This window comes from Streptosporangium sp. NPDC004631 (assembly GCF_053601935.1).
This window is the reverse complement of sequence record NZ_JBSGCR010000002.1, coordinates 155281-172009: the sequence shown is the minus strand read 5'-3', so window position 1 is coordinate 172009 and position 16729 is coordinate 155281. Positions and strand designations below refer to the sequence as shown.

Sequence of the window (16729 nt, the reverse complement as noted above, 5' to 3'; positions counted from 1 at the left end):
GGTGATCCCACCCTCACGGAATAGTTGAAGAATCAACATCAGCCGTCAGGTGACTCCCCCGGCCTCTTCCAGCATGGCCTCGTAGCGCCTCTCAACCGCGGAAGGGTGTTCCGTCATCAGATAGCTACTGAGCGCGGCCAGGTTCGGATGGTCGAAAATGACGACCGGCTCGATGTCCAGCTCATACATCTCCCCTAACCGTGCGGTTAGCTGGACGAGGGAGATCGAATCGAACCCGAGTTCCATGAGATCGGCCTCGACGTCGACTTCACCCGGGCCGACCAGCAGGAATCCACAGGCGATGAGGCGCATGTCACGCTCAACCATGGCGTGATGGCCGGTGATCGGGTTGGACCGTTCTTCAGGAACGTCCTCACGCCTCCGCACCACAGGTGATGCGGTCCCTTCGAACGCCCAGTGTCGCCTGCGGTCGAACGGATAGGCCGGCAACTCGGTCCGCCCTGGAGTGCCGGCGCTCCACAACTGCCGCCACTCAATCGAAGCTCCGTCGGCCCAGAGTTGCGCCAGCTTGCCGAGCCGACGCTTTCGCAGCAAGGCTTGGACGAACTCCTGCCCCTCCTCGTCCTCAAATAGATGATGGCGCCCCGTCGCCTCACGGCCCGACCCGGCGAAGACCCCCGTCGTTTCGCCGCCCTCGGCGAAAGCCTCCAGCGAGACACGCAGCGACGCGAGATCATGGGCTATGACCGCGGCCCGCTGAGCCATCTCCTTTCGGCCGATCTGTGTGCTGTACGCCAGCCGTTCGAGTTCACCTGGTTCGTCTCGTCTCCGCGGCAGAGAGCCCGCCAGGGCGACGGCCAGAGCGCGGAGCTGCGCCGGAGAGCGCGCCGAAAGAAGAATCAGCTGTTCCACAGGCCGCGGAGCGACGCCGTCGCCAGACGCTCTCGGGGAACGGAATTCCTCGACGATCACATGCGCGTTGGCTCCACCGGCCCCGAACGAACTAACACCTGCTCGGAGCGGCGCCTCTCGCCCATCCTCCACAGCCGCCACCCACGGGGTAAGAACACGCGGGAACCAGAGCGTCCCCGTGGAGATCTTGGGATTGAGCTCATTCAGGTTGACGCAGGGTGCGATCTCGCGGTGCCTGAGCTGGAGCAGCACCTTTGTCAGTCCCGCGACGCCGGCGGCTCCCTCAAGGTGTCCGATGTTCGCCTTGATCGAGCCGATCGCGCACGCCTCGGCCTCCGATCGGTCCACGGTGAGGGCCCGGGACAGTCCCGCTATTTCGATCGGGTCACCGAGCTCCGTACCGGTGCCGTGTGCCTCCACGTACGTGATCGTGCGCGGGTCCACCCCCGCCTGAGCGATGGCCGCCGCCACCAGGTCCGACTGAACGACGGGGTTCGGCACCGTGAAGCCGGAGGTACGTCCGGCCGTGTTGACGGCGCTGCCCTTGATGACTCCCCAGATCTCGTCGCCGTCGGCAAGCGCGTCGGACAGGGTCTTCAGCAGGACGGCCCCGACTCCCTCACCTGGCACAAAGCCATCGGCTGCGGCATCGAAGACCTTGCAGGCCCCGTCGGACGACAACATGCCAGCCATGGACAGCCCGACCAGATGTGACGGGTGCAGGAGGAGGTTCGCTCCGCCGGCAATGGCCGCTCGGCATTCGCCGCGCCGCAGGCTCTCACAGGCGAGGTGAACAGCCGTGAGTGACGACGAGCACGCCGAGTCGACCGCGAAGCTCGGACCGTGGAAGTCGAAAAAGTAGGACACACGATTGGCGATCGACCATGGGGCGGAGCTCGCTCCGTCCAGCCTGCCCATGGGCCAGTCGGCTGCACCGATCTTCCCGTACGTGGAGTTCATCGTGCCGAAGAACACGCCTGTTCTCGACTCATGGGTGGTGATGCCAAGCTGTCCCGCCTGCTCCAGTAGATGCCAGCATGTCTCCAGGAACAAGCGTTCCTGAGGGTCCATGTTGACCGCGTCTCGCGGAAGAATTCCGAAGAAGTCGGCATCAAAGTCGGCTACGCCGTCGATGAAGCCACCCCAGCGGCCGTACGATTTCTGATCCCGCCCTCGCCGCTCGTCGAAGTGTGGTCGCCAGTCCCACCGGTCTTCCGGAACCTCCCTTATGCTGGAGACCCCTTCCCGCAGATTGCCCCACAGGGTTTCGATGTCCGGGGCTCCGGGATAGCGCCCCGTGACCGCGATAACCGCGATCTCGTCCGAGGGGCGCGAATCCGGGTTCTTCACCCGCTGCCGATTCGGTACAGGTGCGGCCTCGACGGAGATCGGCGAGTCGTCGCCGACAACGTTCCTCAATCGATGCTCATAGTCCCTTCTCAGAAATTCGGCCAGGCTTTCCACTGACATGTACTCGAACATCAGTGTTGGAGGAACATCGCCGAGGTCAGCTGCGAACCGCAGAGTGATGTTCATGCGTGTCAGGGAGTCCATGTTCAACTCACGCAACGCATCCGGCCCGTCCAGCTCCTGCGCTTCCCGCTCGACGACTTGCGCGATTGTCCTGCGCACGTATGCCCGCACGGCCGCTAGAGCAATTATGTTGACCTTTTCTTCCTTCGATGCTTCAAACGATTCTGATGACATTGCCTTCTCTTGGAAATGAGCCCGATCCAGGACCGGGGGAGGATGGTGAGGCACTGTTGACGCCGCTCAGCGGGCTCCCTGCTCCGGCTGGACTCGCAGCTTCGCCCGTATTTCCATCAACCGGCCGACCGTCTCGACAACGACAGCCTCCGAGACGCCGAAGTCGACGAGGCAGGCCACCTCGTCGACACCGGTCGCATATATTTCCCGCATGCCTTTCTCAGCCTGATCCTGCTCTCCGACCAGCGATCGCCCTCTGAGGTATCGCCACACGGCCACACGCGTCATCTGATCCAATGCCGCCTTGCTCGCCGAATAGGCGGCCTGTGCGGGATGGGCCGGCGTCGTGGCGGTCGACGATATGTTCACAATACGACCGCCTTCACACATCCGAAGAGCGGCTTGCTGAATGGCAAAAAACGGCGCTTTCACATTGCCGGTCATGATCGCGCCAAAGTCCTCTTCCGTGGTGTCGGCGAACTTTGAGCGAATCATCACCGCCGCGTTGTTGACGAGAATGTCGATCCGTCCCGCCAGCTCATCGGCTTCGTCAAAGAAGTGCCTGACCTCCGCGGTTGACGTCAAATCCGCCCTGACGGCGTAAGCGGAACCACCGGCTACTTTCGCGCGAGTGACCACCTCCTCGGCGGCGGAAGCGCTCTCCCGGAAGCCGACCACCACGGTCGCGCCGTCCCGTACCAATCGCTCGACGACGCCCCGGCCGACACCAGGCGACCCACCGGTCACCACCGCGACCTTGCCGGCGAGCACTTCTCGCATCGGCCCACCTTCCTCGGCTCCGCCTGGTCGGTCTCCCGGCGGACGGCGCCGCCCCGAGGGGGACGCCTGTGGCATCGTCCGGCAATTCCTCGCACGGCGCCCGGATCTGCTCGACGGCCATGTGTCGCGGAACATGATGGACATATCACACCTGCGGCGTTCGCTTACATCGAACAATCCAAGTCCACTCTTGCCCCACGACGATTTGCCGCACCCGGAGCCTTTATATGCGACAAGCAATTTCCAAACCGCGTGTCCAGCGCAAGAAATATCAGCCCGGCGACTTGATCACCTGCACCTTAAGACACAGTAATTACGAAACGCGTTTAGTGCAAGAGGCGCAATACCTCTGATCCGCCGCAAAGCCGACCCACAACACCGCCCTGGACCATATGCATTCACACCCAACGTATTTCGGTGTTTCAGGATCGCGGGATGTGATGGTTCCAGGGCAGCACCGAGGCGGCGGCTCGCCCCATGGGCCGAAGCGGTCTCCCAGAGAGATCGTGCGGACCGCGCTGTTCCCGGCGAGTCCTCCCTCGAACTTCGTCACCGGCGCGTCGCTCGTGGTCGACGGCGGCGGGCCGGCATGGAATCGCCAACGCGAGCAGGCACGAAACCCGGTGCCGATGCCGGGCGACCGAGACCGACGAGGAAACGGTTGATCTGAGTCGTCGTCATCTCCGCAGGAGACACCCCCCGCTCCACGCCCCGGTGCCACTCAACAACCTCAAGGACCGTCCTGGACAGGTCGAACCGGTGCTCCCAGCCCAGCTCCTCGGCGGCTTTCCGGCCATCCAGGCGCAGGGTGCGTTCTTCGTGGAACGGCCCCGGCTGATCCTCCCCGCTGATCGTCACCCCGCCCCAGGCTCGGGCCAACTCCTCGGTCAGCTCGCGGACGCTGGCGCCTTCGTACGGCGGAGCGAAGTTGTACGCCTCGCCGGCCGGAACGCGCCCGCCCAGCATCGCCACAGCCAGGAGCAAGATCCCGTGAGCGACGTCAAGGACATGCTGCCACGGCCGCACCGCCGTACTGTCGCGCAAACGCACGGGCAGCCCCGCGGCGAAACTGCGCAGGCAGTTGGGCACCAGGCGGTCGGCGAAATCGCCACCGCCCACCAGGTTTCCGAGGCGCACGGAGGCAGCCCCGAGGTCGTCCGGGCCCGCGCGATAGAGCCCCGCGTACGCTTCCAGGACGAGCTCCGCCGCGGCCTTCGAGGCGCTGTACGGGCAACCCCCGCCAAGTTCGTCCACCTCCCGGTACGGCCAGCGCCAGGACTGGTTGCGGTAGCACTTGTCCGAGCTGAGGACGATCACCCCGCGGGGCCGTGCGATCCTGGCCGCCTCAAGCACGTTGATGGTCCCGTTGATGTTCACTTCGAGAGTGCCGCGCGGGTCCTCGTAGCCAGCCAGCACGATCGGCTGGGCCGCGAGATGAATGATCAGGTCGCAGCCGTCGCGACCGGCCGCACCGAGTAACGCCCGGTAGTCACGCACGTCGCCGTCGATGTTGCCCACACCGATGAGTGCCAACCACGCCGCGCGCTCCGCCTCCACGGTACGCGCGCTCAGCGAGTAGCCGGTGACCGATGCGCCAAGGCCCACGGCCATACCAGCAAGCCAGGAACCGAGAAAACCGGAGTGTCCTGTGATCAAGATGCGCTTGCCGGCCAGCATGTCCAGTCGATAGTCCGCCATTGCGGCCTTCCCGTCAGAATGATGGATCGAAATCGCTCCTGGTCTCGCGGATTCGGCTCTCTCAGACCAGGCCTCTGTGATAAGCGGCTGCCTGAATGTTGTAGAGCTCCGCGTAGTGCCCGTCCTTCGCCATCAGCTCCTCATGGGAGCCCTGCTCCACGAGACGCGATCCGTCGAGCACGATGATCAGATCCGCCATCCGCACCGTTGAGAACCGGTGTGAGACCAGCAGCGTGACCCCGCCGGTGCCGGCCTCCGCGCCTGACCGCGCAAGGGCGGCGTACCGCTCGAAAAGGGCGTGTTCCGTCTCCACGTCCACCGCGGATGTCGGCTCGTCGAGCACCGTCAGCAACGGGTCCTCGCGCATGAAGCCACGGGCGAGGGCCACGCGCTGCCACTGTCCGTGCGAAAGGTCGACCCCGCCCGGCCAACTCGCCCCCAGCTGCGTCCGCACGCCTGAGGGCAACGATGCCACCAGGTCCGCGGCGCCCGCCTTCTCCAAGGACGCCACAACGGCTTTCTCATCGCCCTCACGCCTCAGGTCCCCAAGCCCTACCGAGCATTGCAACCGGTACTCGAACGCGAAGAAGTCCTGGAAGGCGCCGGTCAGCCGACGGCGCCACGCGGCGGGGGCGACACGCGCGAGGTCGACACCGTCAGCGGTGAGCCGGCCTGAGGTCGGCGTGTAGAGACCACACAGCAACTTCACCAGAGTCGACTTTCCCGCTCCGTTCTCCCCGACGAGAGCGACAACGGACCCCGCGGGAAGCTCCACGCTGATGTCGTCCAGAACGACGCGCTGAGTACCCGGATATCTGAAGCTCACCCCTTCCAGGCGAATCCCCCGCCGCAGGTGTAACGGCGCACGCAGGTCCGCTGCCCCCTCGCGACTTTTCGCGTAGTCCTCAAGCCACGCCAGCTTGCGCGAACAGTCCAGCCAGATCGTGCGGAAGAAGTGCATTTGGCCGATCGTCTGCCCGATGTACCCGGAGAGCCGGCTGCCTGCGGAAAGCACCAGCAGGACCGCTCCGGCCCTGCCCGAGCCATGCGTCGCCACGTACGCCACCGCGGTCATGAACGCCGCACCGAAGAGTGCCAGCGCCCCGGACTGCCAGAGCGCGCTCACCCATCGCGTTCGAGCCAGCGGATGGTAACCCCGTTCCCAGGCCGCGTGCCTCCGGTCGAGCACCAGACCGCCGGTTCCGGCGACACGCAGTTCCTTTCCCCCGGAGGCTGAGGTGGCCAGCAGGAACAGGTGGCGGGCGAGTCGGCTGTGGCTCGCACTAGCCTCCTCCACGCGTTTCTCGGCCGCCGCGCGGCGGCCCGACACCAAGACCGTGGGCATGGCGAACACGGCCATCAGGACCAGGAACGGGTGCACGGACCACAGCAGGACGAGCGTGATCAACAGCCTCAGCGCAGCGCCGAAAAGATCGAACAGCTGCTGGTAGAGATCACTGAGCGCCGGTGCGTGATCACGAAGCACGGAGATGCGATCGAGCTGATCGGGGCGCTCGTGGTGCTCAAGGGTGGCCACACCCGCCTGCAGGCTCGCGATGTGCGACTCCACGTGGACAGACGCGCGATCGGCGAAACGCCGGTTCGCCCGGTCGCCGACCAGGCCCAGCAGCCAGTTGGAGGCTGCCATGAGCGCCAGCAGGCCCGCGCTCGCGAAGATCTCGCCGTGGCTGCCTCCGGCCATCGCGTTCGCCAGCGCGGCCAGGCCAAGGGCGAACAGCGCGTCAGGCGCGGCGCCGGCCAATGTGGTGACCAAGGCGATCAGGATCAGGCCGGGACTGGAACGGTACCCCATGCGCAGCGAGCGGCCCAGCGAGATGAGTGAGGAGGGCAGTGGGTCGGACGTCTCCTCGGCGGCCCGTGCTCCGCCCGCTCTGCGGATCATGCCCCAGCCTCTTCCGTCTCCATGGTGTCCCCGTTGACCACGGTGAACCGGGATGCCTGCAGCGTGTAGAGCGAGTGGTAGCGCCCTCCCGCGGCCATAAGCTCCGCGTGCGTGCCGAGCTCCGCCACCCGGCCCTCCTCCAGCACGCAGATCCGGTCGGCGTGCCGGACGGTGGAGAAGCGGTGCGAGATCAGGATCGTCGTCATCCCGCGGGTCGCCGCGAGGATACGCTCGAAGATCTCCGCCTCACCACGGATGTCGAGCTGGGCCGTGGGCTCGTCGAGAATCACCACACCCGCGCCCAGGCGCACCGCGGCCAGAGCCCGGGCCAGCGCGACCCGCTGCCACTGGCCGCCGGACAGGTCCGTACCGCCCTCGTACCCTCGGGCGAGGACCGTGTCGAGATCCACCATGTCCAGCGCGCCGGCCTCGGCGAGCGCTGCCACGATCACCTCCTCCGGGGCCCCCAGAGGCGCCACGTTGTCACGGAGCGGCATGTGATAGCGCAGGAAGTCCTGAAAGACCGCGGCGACCCGACCGCGCCAGGACTCAAGGTCGAACTCCCGGATGTCGACTCCGTCCACTTCGACCGCTCCGCCTGTGGGGTCGTAGAGCCGGCACAGGAGTTTGACCAGGGTGGTCTTTCCGGCTCCGTTGACTCCGACGACGGCGAGAGATCTGCCGGCTTCGATCGTCAGGTCCAGTCCGTTGAACACGGGACGCGCATCGTTGGGATAGTGGAAGGAGAGGTCGCGCAGGTGGATGCCGGCCGACGGCAGCCCCTCGGCGCTGCGACCCCCCGAAGGCAGTTCTCCGGCTTCCCTCATCACCTCGCGCAGGCTGAGCGCGGTGGCAACGGACTCGGCTGTGGGGGGCAGTGCCCAGTTGATCCCGCCGAAGGCCAGAGCCGCCGTGCCGAGTGTGGCCTGAGCGAACATCACCGCCTGGCCGGTGGACACGGCACCCGAGGACGCCTCCGCGGCCAGCGACCAGAACATGAGCCCGTTCGCGACGACGAGGACGACGATGCCCCACCGAATCGGACGCCGCCGCAGTCGAGTGGCCTGTCGGCGCAGGTCGATCAGCTTCCTGCGCTCGGCGGTGAACCTCGCCACGGTCCATTCGCTCAGGCCGAAGATCCGCAGCTCCTTCGCCGCGGGCGCGTCCACCGCCAGCCGGTAGGTGTACTCGGCGGTGCGCTGTGCGGCGAGCACGTCGTCGGTGTCACGGTCCCAGGAACTGCTCTCCCGCAGAAGCCAGTGAGTCGAGAGCCAGGCTCCCGCCACCAGGAGCGCCGCCCACCAGTGATAGGTGAAGAGAACCGCCGTCTGGGCGAGCCCGGCGACGAACTCCACCAGTCCGCCGGTGATCAGGCCGATGGAGATCGACATGGGCGGACCCGAGATGCCGAGGTTGAAGTCCTGGGCAACGGCCAGCCGCTCGGCCAGCCTGCGTGATTCCAGATGCGCCAGTCCTGAGGGAAGCGACGTGGCCCGCCCCAGCAGGGTATGCAACCGGTCAGCCAGCCGGTCACCGAGATTGCCGCACATTTGAGCGTGCACGGGCGCGAGTAGCTGGATCAGCACGAACACCGTCCCGGTCGCGGCCAGCGGCTCCGCGAGTGGAAGGCCCTGTTCCACGGCTCCGACCAGCTCTCCTATCAGGATGGTCAATACAGCCGGCAGCACACCACGAACGACGATCAGCAGCCACCAGGCGCCGGCGAGCCCGACGTGCACCCGCGAGAGGAAGGCGAAGAACACGATCTCGTCGCGTTCGCGGAGCCGGGCGATCACCAAGCGTCCCTGCTGAGGTGTGTTCTCGTCATGTCAAGTCTTTCCTTTGGCGGAGCCGTGAGGCGCCGGTGATCTGAACGTGGGGCTGACGCGGGCGGTCAACGGGCTCCGACGGGTGGGTCGCAGTCGCACACGAAGCAGACCGCTGCGAAAACCTCCCCGATAAGCGCCGCCGGCCTGCCGCCGATGAACACCCGGTAGGTCCGGCAGGCCCCGGCGACCGGCTCGGGCTCCGGCCCGTCGACCGCCCTGTCCGCAACCGCCGCGATGTCATCGTCCAACGGGTCTGGGTTCTCGCCCTTCCTTAGCAGCCGACCGCCAAGCGGTTCACGGAAGGTCTCAACCCTGTGGTACCGGAGAAGCCTGCCGATAGTCTCCCGCGTCCCCATCAGGTCCCGGTACACCTCGCGCGGCAGCGCGTCGGGCACCAGCACCGTACGGGCCCGTACATAGGTCAAACCCGACGCGGCGCCGACGAGGTTGGTGGAGCGCACCAGAAGGGCCCCCTGGCCAGGCGCGTGTCCGAGGATCGCGGCCGCGCGACCGGGCGCCCGTCCGCCACGCGCCAGGTCCGCGGTGACGATACGATCACCGGTGATCTCCTCCAGCATCGCGGTGATTGTCCCGTCGGAGGTCATCAGGAGTCTGCCGACGACGCCGAGGCGGTCCAAGGCCTGGATGGAGGAAGACCAGATGCCGGCGGCCGCGCTCATGGCTCCTCGGTCACGGTCGACCAGGCTAAGGGCTTCCCGCTGGCGGAGTGTTGGATACCGGCGACCACCTCGAAGCGGCGCGGTACCTGGTGAGGCGCCATCCGCTCGCGACACCAGCCGGCGAGCTCATCCGTGCCCACTCCGGGCCGCAGCACCACCCGTGCCACGGGGACCTGGCCCCGCGTCGCGTCAGGTTCGGCCCGCACCTGCACCTCGACGACCCCCGCGTGGCCCGCGATGAGCTGCTCGACCTGCGCGGGGGTAACCTTTTCCCCAGCGACGTTGATCACGGATCCGGTTCGGCCGCACAGCCGCAGGCCCGTGTCCGCCACGTCACCAGGCATGCCGCACGGCTCCGCGAGATCGCCTGTGTGATACCAGCCCTCGGCATCGGTCAGAGGTGTCAGGCTCCCGCTCCCGTAGGGTCCCGTCCTCCCCAGAGCCAGAGACGAAGTGCGCAGAAGCAACTCGCCGTCGTCGACACGCGCATCGACTCCAGGCAGCGGAGCGCCGATGAATCCGGAACTCTCCCTGACGGTGACCGGAGTCAGCGTGACGGCCCCGGCCTCCGAGGAGCCGTAACAGTTGTACAGCGGGAAGGGCAGGACCTCGCTGACGCGGGCGAGGGTTGCCGGGGTCAGAGGCGCCCCCGCCGACACGCCCGCACGCAGTCCCGCCAAGCCAGGCGCCGACTCCCCGGCCATCGGATCCGTGGTCAGAAGCCCGTAGTGGACGGGCAGGCCGATGAGTATCACAGCACCGGCCGTGTGAACGGCGGCCGCCCAACGTGAGGGCAGCGAGCGGCTCGGCAGGACACGCACGGGCGCGCCGGACAGCAGCGGGGCGATCAGGCCGTAGTTGAACCCGTAGGCATGGAAGAGCGGCGCGGTGCACACCACCGGCGCACCGGGCCCGTAGCCCAGGAAGTCCGCGACGCGCCGCGCGTCCTCCAGTACGGCCCGAGCACTCCGCACGACTCCGGTGGGTTCGCCCGTCGAGCCAGAGGTCAGGAATATCTGGGCACCGGCTGGTATGTCTTCCGTGATCGGCTGCCGGTCCCCACAGCCCGGCCGGAACCAGAGCGCAGGCAGGCCGCAGACGTCGGGCAACTGTGTCTCGACCGGTGCCGGCAGGCTTCTGGTTCCGTCGTGCACGAGCGGACCCGACGCGTCCGTCGTGATGGCGGGCGCGCCTGGATCGCGATGGACGAGGCGGACACCGGCGAGGTCGGTGGCGAGCGTCACCAGCGCGGCGGCCACGGGATGGGTGAGTTCGGCGGCCAGCGTGACCCCAAGGGTGAGGCGGCCGAGTCGCGCGGCGAGGACCTCCGCGCCACCGAGCAACTCGGCCGTGCTCCACGTGCGGTCGCCGGCTGACAACGCGGGCGTTCCACCACGGCCTGCGGACTCGGCGACGGCGGCGAAGATGCTCGGCTCGATCATGTGAGGCTCCCAATCCAGAGGTGACGAAGGGCGATCAAGGACAAGCGGCGGCCCCGGGAGAGGAGCCGCCGCGCGCCACGGCCTCAGCCTTGCGCCGCCAGAACGTAGTCAGCGATCTTCGCCGGGCTGGAGAACCGATCCACGACCAGTTCCTCGTCGGGGATGACCAGTGAGAACTCCGACTCAAGCCACACGAGCATCTCCAGGACGCCGAGGGAGTCGAACTCGGGGTACTCGCGCAGATCCTTCTCGGAGTCCGGCGGAGTGTCCCGCATCGAGGGGATGACCTCACGCAGGCGCTGAAAGACGGTGTCCAAAATGAGCTGGCGGTTGGCCATGAGAACTTCCTTGGGTAGATGACGGTAGGCGGAGCGGTCACGACCGTGGCTGCCGAGGGCTCTGACGAAGGGCCCGGCCCCAGGGTCAGGCAAGGTTCGCAGCGGCTTCCCTGTCGTAGTCCTGCACGGTGCGCAGGAAGTTCTGGTAGAGCGAGGCGGACGGCCCCTCGGGCAACAGGCCCCTCCAGGGTTTGGCCGGGCTCGCGTAGTGCAGGATCGCCGGCTCAGCCTCCATGGCAGCCAGTTCGTCGAACGGAACAATGTCCTCGGTGGTGTAGCGGACCCAGGGCGTGCGCACGAGCGCCGATATCGGGAAGACATTCCAGCGCGGGTCGAGTCGGTGCCATCGGTCCTCGGCGGCCCAGTTCAGGGCATCCTGATCCCACAGCCGGATGTGCTCGGGGCGAGTGGCGATGAAGTCGACCGCGCGGCGGAAGAGCTCCTGCTGCCGGCAGACCGCCGGATCGATCAGCATGACCCCGGAGTTGAAGTATTCACGAGAGGCGGGGATGCCGAGCTTCGACCATCCGGGCAGGGCTCTGCCTCGCCCGACGAGCGGGTTGAGCGGGTCGCGGACAGCGCCTATCGGCGCCCCGGCGAGGTCCGTGTCGAGAAGACCGCGGAGGTCGCCCCGGATAAGCAGGTCGGAGTCGAGGTACAGCAACCGATCGCAGTCCTCGTACAGCTCGGGAATGATGAGGCGGAGATAGTTCGCGTGAGCTCCACCAAACGCGGTGGGGTAGTGGATCGGCTTCAGATTCACCTGGCGTAGCACGACACGCAGTCCCAACCTGTCCGCGTGCTGCCGCAAACGCCCGGTCGAGGTCTCCGCGAGCTCCTCGTACAGCACATCGACCTGCAGCGTGTCGCACAGCTCAGGGCTCGCGACGCGCAGGGACTGCCACGTGACGGTAAGCGGAAGGCAGAACGCTTCGTCGACAGCGAAGACGATACGCGGCCTGCCGGAGGCAGGCCGAAGACCACTGTGGGGATCCACTCGTTTTCTCCTGCTAGACGATGAGCCGAGAAGGCCGGTGCGCGGCGCCATTAGGCGGGGGTGATGGCCGTGGACGCGCTGAGCACGGTCACCACGGCGACGATAACCCGCTCAAGAGGGCAGAGCGTCAAACAACTCCCGTGGTCCCGCACCGAAATCAACCGGGTAGGCAGTGGCGGGACAGGCGAACGGCCGACGGTCGGCCGGAAGCCTTTCTATTCTAAAAGAAGTCGGTGCGGTGTGTCGCGGACATTGTTCACGATGCACTGTCCACGGACGCCCCGCTTGATGGACCACCGGTTATTCAGGGGTGTCATTGCCTCTTCACTCTGAGTATGTCGCAGGATGGCGCTGGAGAGCGGTATGCCCGCCCCGCCGTCCGAACCGGCGGGTTGACGCAACCCAATCACGACATTTACGGTCCGACAAGAGATCTTCTTACGTTCCAGTTTCCCGAAATCCCATTTTCGTTGGAAGGAATCGCCATGCGGATCGCCGTCGCCGATGTCCACCCGGCCGACCCTGCGGACATCGGCCTGCTGTTGAACAGGCGTGCCGGCCTGTCCTGTCCGGAGCACGTCAACACCGGATTCGGTCGCCTGGCAAATGCCGCCTGATGGCCGGCGCGGCCCCGCCTGCCGTCGAAGAACCCACCGAGGCTGCTCTCTCCGTTGTCGTCGACCGCGTCCGGCGCGTCCCCGACCGCTACCGCGAGTTCGTCCAGGACGAGCGCCGTGCCGCCTGGGAGCACCAGATCTCCCGCCCCCTGCTTGGTCGTCTCACCGATCTCGGACTGCCCTGCGCGAAAACCCGGGGAGGGTGGCTCTACGACCGCCTCGACCTCACCAATACAGCTCTTAATCTGCGCTTACCCACCGCCCGCGCCATGGCGATGCGTGGCTGGGCCAACAGCCTCGTCGCCGCCGCGCGAGCCGCGTCCACCGTCTTCGAGATTCACGTCGAGGCCCGCTGCCCATCACCGGGACACTCAGGTGAATGCGCGTATGAGCTCAGCGACACCCTGCGCACCCTGCCTGGCTTCACCCCGGATTCCGAGGGACACCGGTGCGGGCTGCGCCGCCGTATCGAACGCCCCGAACCCAGCCACCAGGAGGGACTGCGGGAACTGGCCGCTCTCGCGAGACCTCTGCGATATCACCTGCTGCCCGAGGACCTCCGCGCCGACCTCGGCTTTCTGGCCGAGACCGGACTCGCGGACTGCGGCCTTGCCGCGCTCTTCCTCACTCACGAAGCGCGGAACATGGGTCTGGCCTCCCGCTGCGCCTTCGGATTCTTCATCGCCGTGCCGTACTCGATGGAGCACTCCTGGACAGAGGTCCGGGACGGCGGCACATGGACGGCGATCGACCCGCACCTCGTCAACCTGCTGACCGACTGGTCGTTCCTGAGCCCATCCCTCTGGCCGCCGCACCGTTCGATCGGCGCCTGTACCTGGCGAATCGCCGACGAGGACCCGAACCTGATCACCCACCACGGGGCGCCGACTTTTCTGTCCCTGGCCACCAACCGCGCGCAGGAGGACCCGTACCCGTGACAACTCCAGTGACCCCCAGCCAGCGGGTCCACCGTCGCCCCATCCGCGTAGTACTCGCCGGCGCGGGCGCGATGGGTCTGGCCTGGGCACGCGCCGTCCACCGGCATGAGTGCTTCGAACTGGCCGGGATCGTCGATGCCGACCCACGCCAGGCCAAGGGCGCTGCCCTGCGGCTGCGCTTACCGGGCCTCCCCGTGGCTGACAGTCTGTGGGCGCTGCCGAATCTCGCGGCAGACGCATGTGTCAATGCCACACCTCCCGACCAGCACGTGCCGATGATCACTCAGGCGCTGGAGGCAGGTCTCTCGGTACTGACGGAGAAGCCCTTCGCCACAAAACTCGATCAAGCGGTGGCGCTGACCCGGGAAGCCCACGCCCGCGGCAGGATCCTGATGGTCAGCCAGTCACGCAGCCACCAGCCGGGGATCGCGGCGTTCAAGCGGGCGATAGCGGAGCTCGGCGGCCTGTATACGCTTCACGCGCGTTTCAGCCGCAGTTACCCGGGCGCCGGTTTCCGCGCGGACCTCGACCAGCCTCTGCTCACCGACATGGCGGTGCACGCCTTCGACGCGGCGCGCCTGCTCACCGGCAGTTCCGCGATATCGGTGTACTGTGACGCGGTCGAGCGCGCAGGCAGCGGCTATCGCGGTGCAGCCGAGGCCGCTGCCCTCTTCGAGATGACCGACGGCTCACGGTTTCACTACACGGGCACCTGGTGCGCGCCGGCTCTGCCCACCCCTTGGGGCGGAACGTGGCGAGCGGCCGGCCCAGGCGGCACGGCGGAATGGGACGGCGCAGGAGTCGTCCGCAGAGAGCTCACCCAGGACAAATCCGCCGAAGATTTCGCCAGGACCGCGGACGCGGCCTTCGACCATGATCCGGTGCTTCAGATCTCACGCCCGCTCGACGACTTCGCCGACGCGCTGATCACCGGAAGGCGACATTGGGGCGAAGCCACGAACAACCTCGGAACCATGGCCATGCTTGAGGCGGCCGTCGTCTCCGCCCGCCTGCGAGGCCCCGTTCCCGTACGGTCCATGAACTTCCCTGCCGCCGACGTCGGCTCCTTCGCCGAGGAGGGCTGATGCACCTCGCCCTGATCCAGTGCCGCGCGATGCCCGGTGATCCGGACGAGAACCTGCGGCGCGGGCTCGCGGCCTGTACTGAGGCGGCACGTCTCGGCGCCGACCTGGTGGTGTTCCCCGAACTCTGGCAAACCGGCTACGCGCCATGCTCTTCCGATGAGTCCGAAGCCCGGCGATGGCGAGCTCTCGCCACGGACGCGTCCGGACCGTGGGTCGGCGCCTTCCGGGAGATCGCCGTTCGAGAGCGTCTCGCCATGGTGATCACCTATCTGGACTCGCGTGCCGGTCGGATAGCTGACGCGGCCGCCGTCATCGACAGCGGAGGTCGCCTCGCGCACGTCTATCGCAAGGTCCACACCTGCGACTTCACCTGGGAGCGGGTCTTCGATCCAGGCGACGGCTTCCACGTGACGGATGTGGAAACGGCCGCCGGGCCAGTCCGGCTCGGCGTGATGGTCTGCTTCGACCGGGAGCAGCCTGAGTCCTGTCGCGTCCTGGCCCTCGAAGGCGCCGAACTTGTGGTCTGCCCCAATGCCTCGCTGCTGTGCGACGACCGGATCGGCCAGGTCAGGGCACGGGCCTTCGAGAACTCGGTGGCCGTCGCCATCGCCAACTACCCCCTCCCGCGGATGAACGGGCGCTCATGCGTCTTTGACGGCCGCGCGGTGGAGAGGGGCCGTCCGCGCGACCACACCCTTGCGCTGGCCGACGGCCAGGAGCGGATAGTGACCGTCGACCTCGACCTGGCCGCGCTGCGCGCCTACCGCGCCACTTCGATCTGGGGCGCCCCCCACCGCCGCCCGCATGCCTACGCACGCCTCACGGAGATGACCGCCATGCCGCAGACTCCGGCACCGTACGGCGCGTGCGGGAGTGATCCGCGATGAGTGGCACGCGCCCCTTCCGGTTCGGCGTGCTCGCCGGCGGCGCCCAGACCGTCACCGACTGGGAAACCCTCTGTTCACGCTGCGAGGAGATCGGCTACTCGCTGCTCGTACCCGACCACATGAACCGCGAATGGGGCCCACTGGTCGCCCTCGCCCTCGCCGCCGGCTTCACCAGGACGGTCCGCCTCGGGCCTCTGATGCTGGGCGCCCAGCTCCGTCAGCCATCCGTCCTCTACAAGGAACTCGCCACGCTCGACCTCGCCGCCCCCGGACGACTTGAGATCGGGGTGGGCGCGGGCTGGCTCGCCTCGGATGCGGCTCGCGCGGGCGTCCGCGCCGAATCCGCCGGTGACAGGATCGAGCGCACGCAGGAGGCCGTCTCGATCCTTCGCCGTCTGTGGGACGAGGGCACCGTGACCTTCGACGGGCGCTTCCACCGTGTGGACGGCGCGGTCGGTGAGCCCCGTCCGAGCCCCGCGCTCTGGACGATGGGTGGCGGCGGCCCCCGAATGCTACGCGCGGCCGCCCGCCAAGCCGACATCGTCTCGCTCTCCGCCCAGCTTTCCTCCGGTACGAAGGACAGCACCTTCGGCCTCTCGGCTCGCGCGGAGCGGTTCGACGAACGCGTGCGGTGGGTGCGCGAGGCGGCCAGCGAGCGTACCTCTGAGCCGGAGCTCCAGTGTCTGCTGTTTGCCGCCGCCATCGTGCCGGACAGCGCCCGCTACGCCGACCGGGTCCTCGCACGGATGTTCGGGCTGCCACCCGCCGAAGCGCTGGACTCCCCCCTGGCCCTCGTCGGAACCGTCGATGAGGTCTGCGAGCGGCTGAAGCGGCGCCGGGAACGCTTCGGTATCAGCTATTGGGTGCTGCCCTCTTCGCAGGCCCAGGCTTTCGCGCCAGTCGTGGCGCGTCTGGCCGGCAAGTGACCACGTCGAAGTCTAGGAGGGGGAGAGCG

At 67.3% G+C, this 16729-nt stretch carries 14 protein-coding genes; 5 read left to right on the top strand and 9 right to left on the bottom strand.

Annotation, left to right across the window (positions count from 1 at the left end; genetic code table 11):
* Positions 1–45 precede the first annotated feature (45 nt).
* From ACWEF2_RS02440 to ACWEF2_RS02400, 9 genes are all read right to left on the bottom strand, one after another.
* Positions 46–2580: a beta-ketoacyl synthase N-terminal-like domain-containing protein gene (locus ACWEF2_RS02440; protein WP_453811223.1), complete on the bottom strand. Its 2535-nt coding sequence runs from the start codon at positions 2578–2580 to the stop codon at positions 46–48.
* Positions 2581–2646: 66 nt separating this feature from the next.
* Positions 2647–3360 carry an SDR family NAD(P)-dependent oxidoreductase gene (locus ACWEF2_RS02435; RefSeq protein WP_453811222.1) on the bottom strand — a complete coding sequence of 238 codons (714 nt, stop codon included), beginning with the start codon at positions 3358–3360 and terminating at the stop codon, positions 2647–2649.
* Positions 3361–3909: 549 nt separating this feature from the next.
* Positions 3910–5058: a CDP-glucose 4,6-dehydratase gene (gene rfbG / locus ACWEF2_RS02430; protein WP_453811221.1), complete on the bottom strand. Its 1149-nt coding sequence runs from the start codon at positions 5056–5058 to the stop codon at positions 3910–3912.
* A 61-nt stretch (positions 5059–5119) separates the two neighbouring features.
* A complete protein-coding gene (locus ACWEF2_RS02425; protein WP_453811220.1) occupies positions 5120–6961 on the bottom strand; it encodes an ABC transporter ATP-binding protein in 1842 nt (613 codons plus the stop codon).
* The gene (locus tag ACWEF2_RS02420; RefSeq protein ID WP_453811219.1) at positions 6958–8757 is read right to left on the bottom strand and encodes an ABC transporter ATP-binding protein; all 1800 of its coding nucleotides are present in this window, start codon (positions 8755–8757) and stop codon (positions 6958–6960) included. The genes ACWEF2_RS02425 and ACWEF2_RS02420 overlap by 4 nt, the downstream gene beginning before the upstream one ends.
* A gap of 98 nt (positions 8758–8855) precedes the next feature.
* A complete protein-coding gene (locus ACWEF2_RS02415; RefSeq protein ID WP_453811218.1) occupies positions 8856–9470 on the bottom strand; it encodes a hypothetical protein in 615 nt (204 codons plus the stop codon).
* Positions 9467–10912 (bottom strand): class I adenylate-forming enzyme family protein, encoded by a 1446-nt coding sequence (locus tag ACWEF2_RS02410; RefSeq protein WP_453811217.1) that lies wholly within the window; start codon positions 10910–10912, stop codon positions 9467–9469. The genes ACWEF2_RS02415 and ACWEF2_RS02410 overlap by 4 nt, the downstream gene beginning before the upstream one ends.
* A gap of 83 nt (positions 10913–10995) precedes the next feature.
* Positions 10996–11250 carry an acyl carrier protein gene (locus tag ACWEF2_RS02405; RefSeq protein WP_453811216.1) on the bottom strand — a complete coding sequence of 85 codons (255 nt, stop codon included), beginning with the start codon at positions 11248–11250 and terminating at the stop codon, positions 10996–10998.
* Between the two features lie 85 nt (positions 11251–11335).
* Entirely contained in the window at positions 11336–12247 is a 912-nt protein-coding gene (locus ACWEF2_RS02400; protein WP_453811215.1) for a glycosyltransferase family 8 protein, read from the bottom strand.
* Positions 12248–12732: 485 nt separating this feature from the next.
* On the opposite strand from ACWEF2_RS02400, the gene ACWEF2_RS02395 reads away from it, so the two are divergent.
* The 5 genes from ACWEF2_RS02395 to ACWEF2_RS02375 are packed head-to-tail and all read left to right on the top strand — an operon-like array spanning position 12733 to position 16700.
* Complete coding sequence (locus ACWEF2_RS02395) at positions 12733–12864, top strand: hypothetical protein (RefSeq protein ID WP_453811214.1); 132 nt, start codon at positions 12733–12735, stop codon at positions 12862–12864.
* Positions 12864–13802 carry a transglutaminase domain-containing protein gene (locus tag ACWEF2_RS02390; protein ID WP_453811213.1) on the top strand — a complete coding sequence of 313 codons (939 nt, stop codon included), beginning with the start codon at positions 12864–12866 and terminating at the stop codon, positions 13800–13802. The genes ACWEF2_RS02395 and ACWEF2_RS02390 overlap by 1 nt, the downstream gene beginning before the upstream one ends.
* Positions 13799–14887, top strand: a complete 1089-nt coding sequence (locus ACWEF2_RS02385) for a Gfo/Idh/MocA family protein (protein WP_453811212.1) — start codon at positions 13799–13801, stop codon at positions 14885–14887. Before ACWEF2_RS02390 ends, ACWEF2_RS02385 begins: the two co-directional genes overlap by 4 nt.
* Positions 14887–15774 (top strand): carbon-nitrogen hydrolase family protein, encoded by an 888-nt coding sequence (locus tag ACWEF2_RS02380; RefSeq protein ID WP_453811211.1) that lies wholly within the window; start codon positions 14887–14889, stop codon positions 15772–15774. The genes ACWEF2_RS02385 and ACWEF2_RS02380 overlap by 1 nt, the downstream gene beginning before the upstream one ends.
* Positions 15771–16700: a TIGR03621 family F420-dependent LLM class oxidoreductase gene (locus ACWEF2_RS02375; RefSeq protein WP_453811210.1), complete on the top strand. Its 930-nt coding sequence runs from the start codon at positions 15771–15773 to the stop codon at positions 16698–16700. Before ACWEF2_RS02380 ends, ACWEF2_RS02375 begins: the two co-directional genes overlap by 4 nt.
* Positions 16701–16729 lie beyond the last annotated feature (29 nt).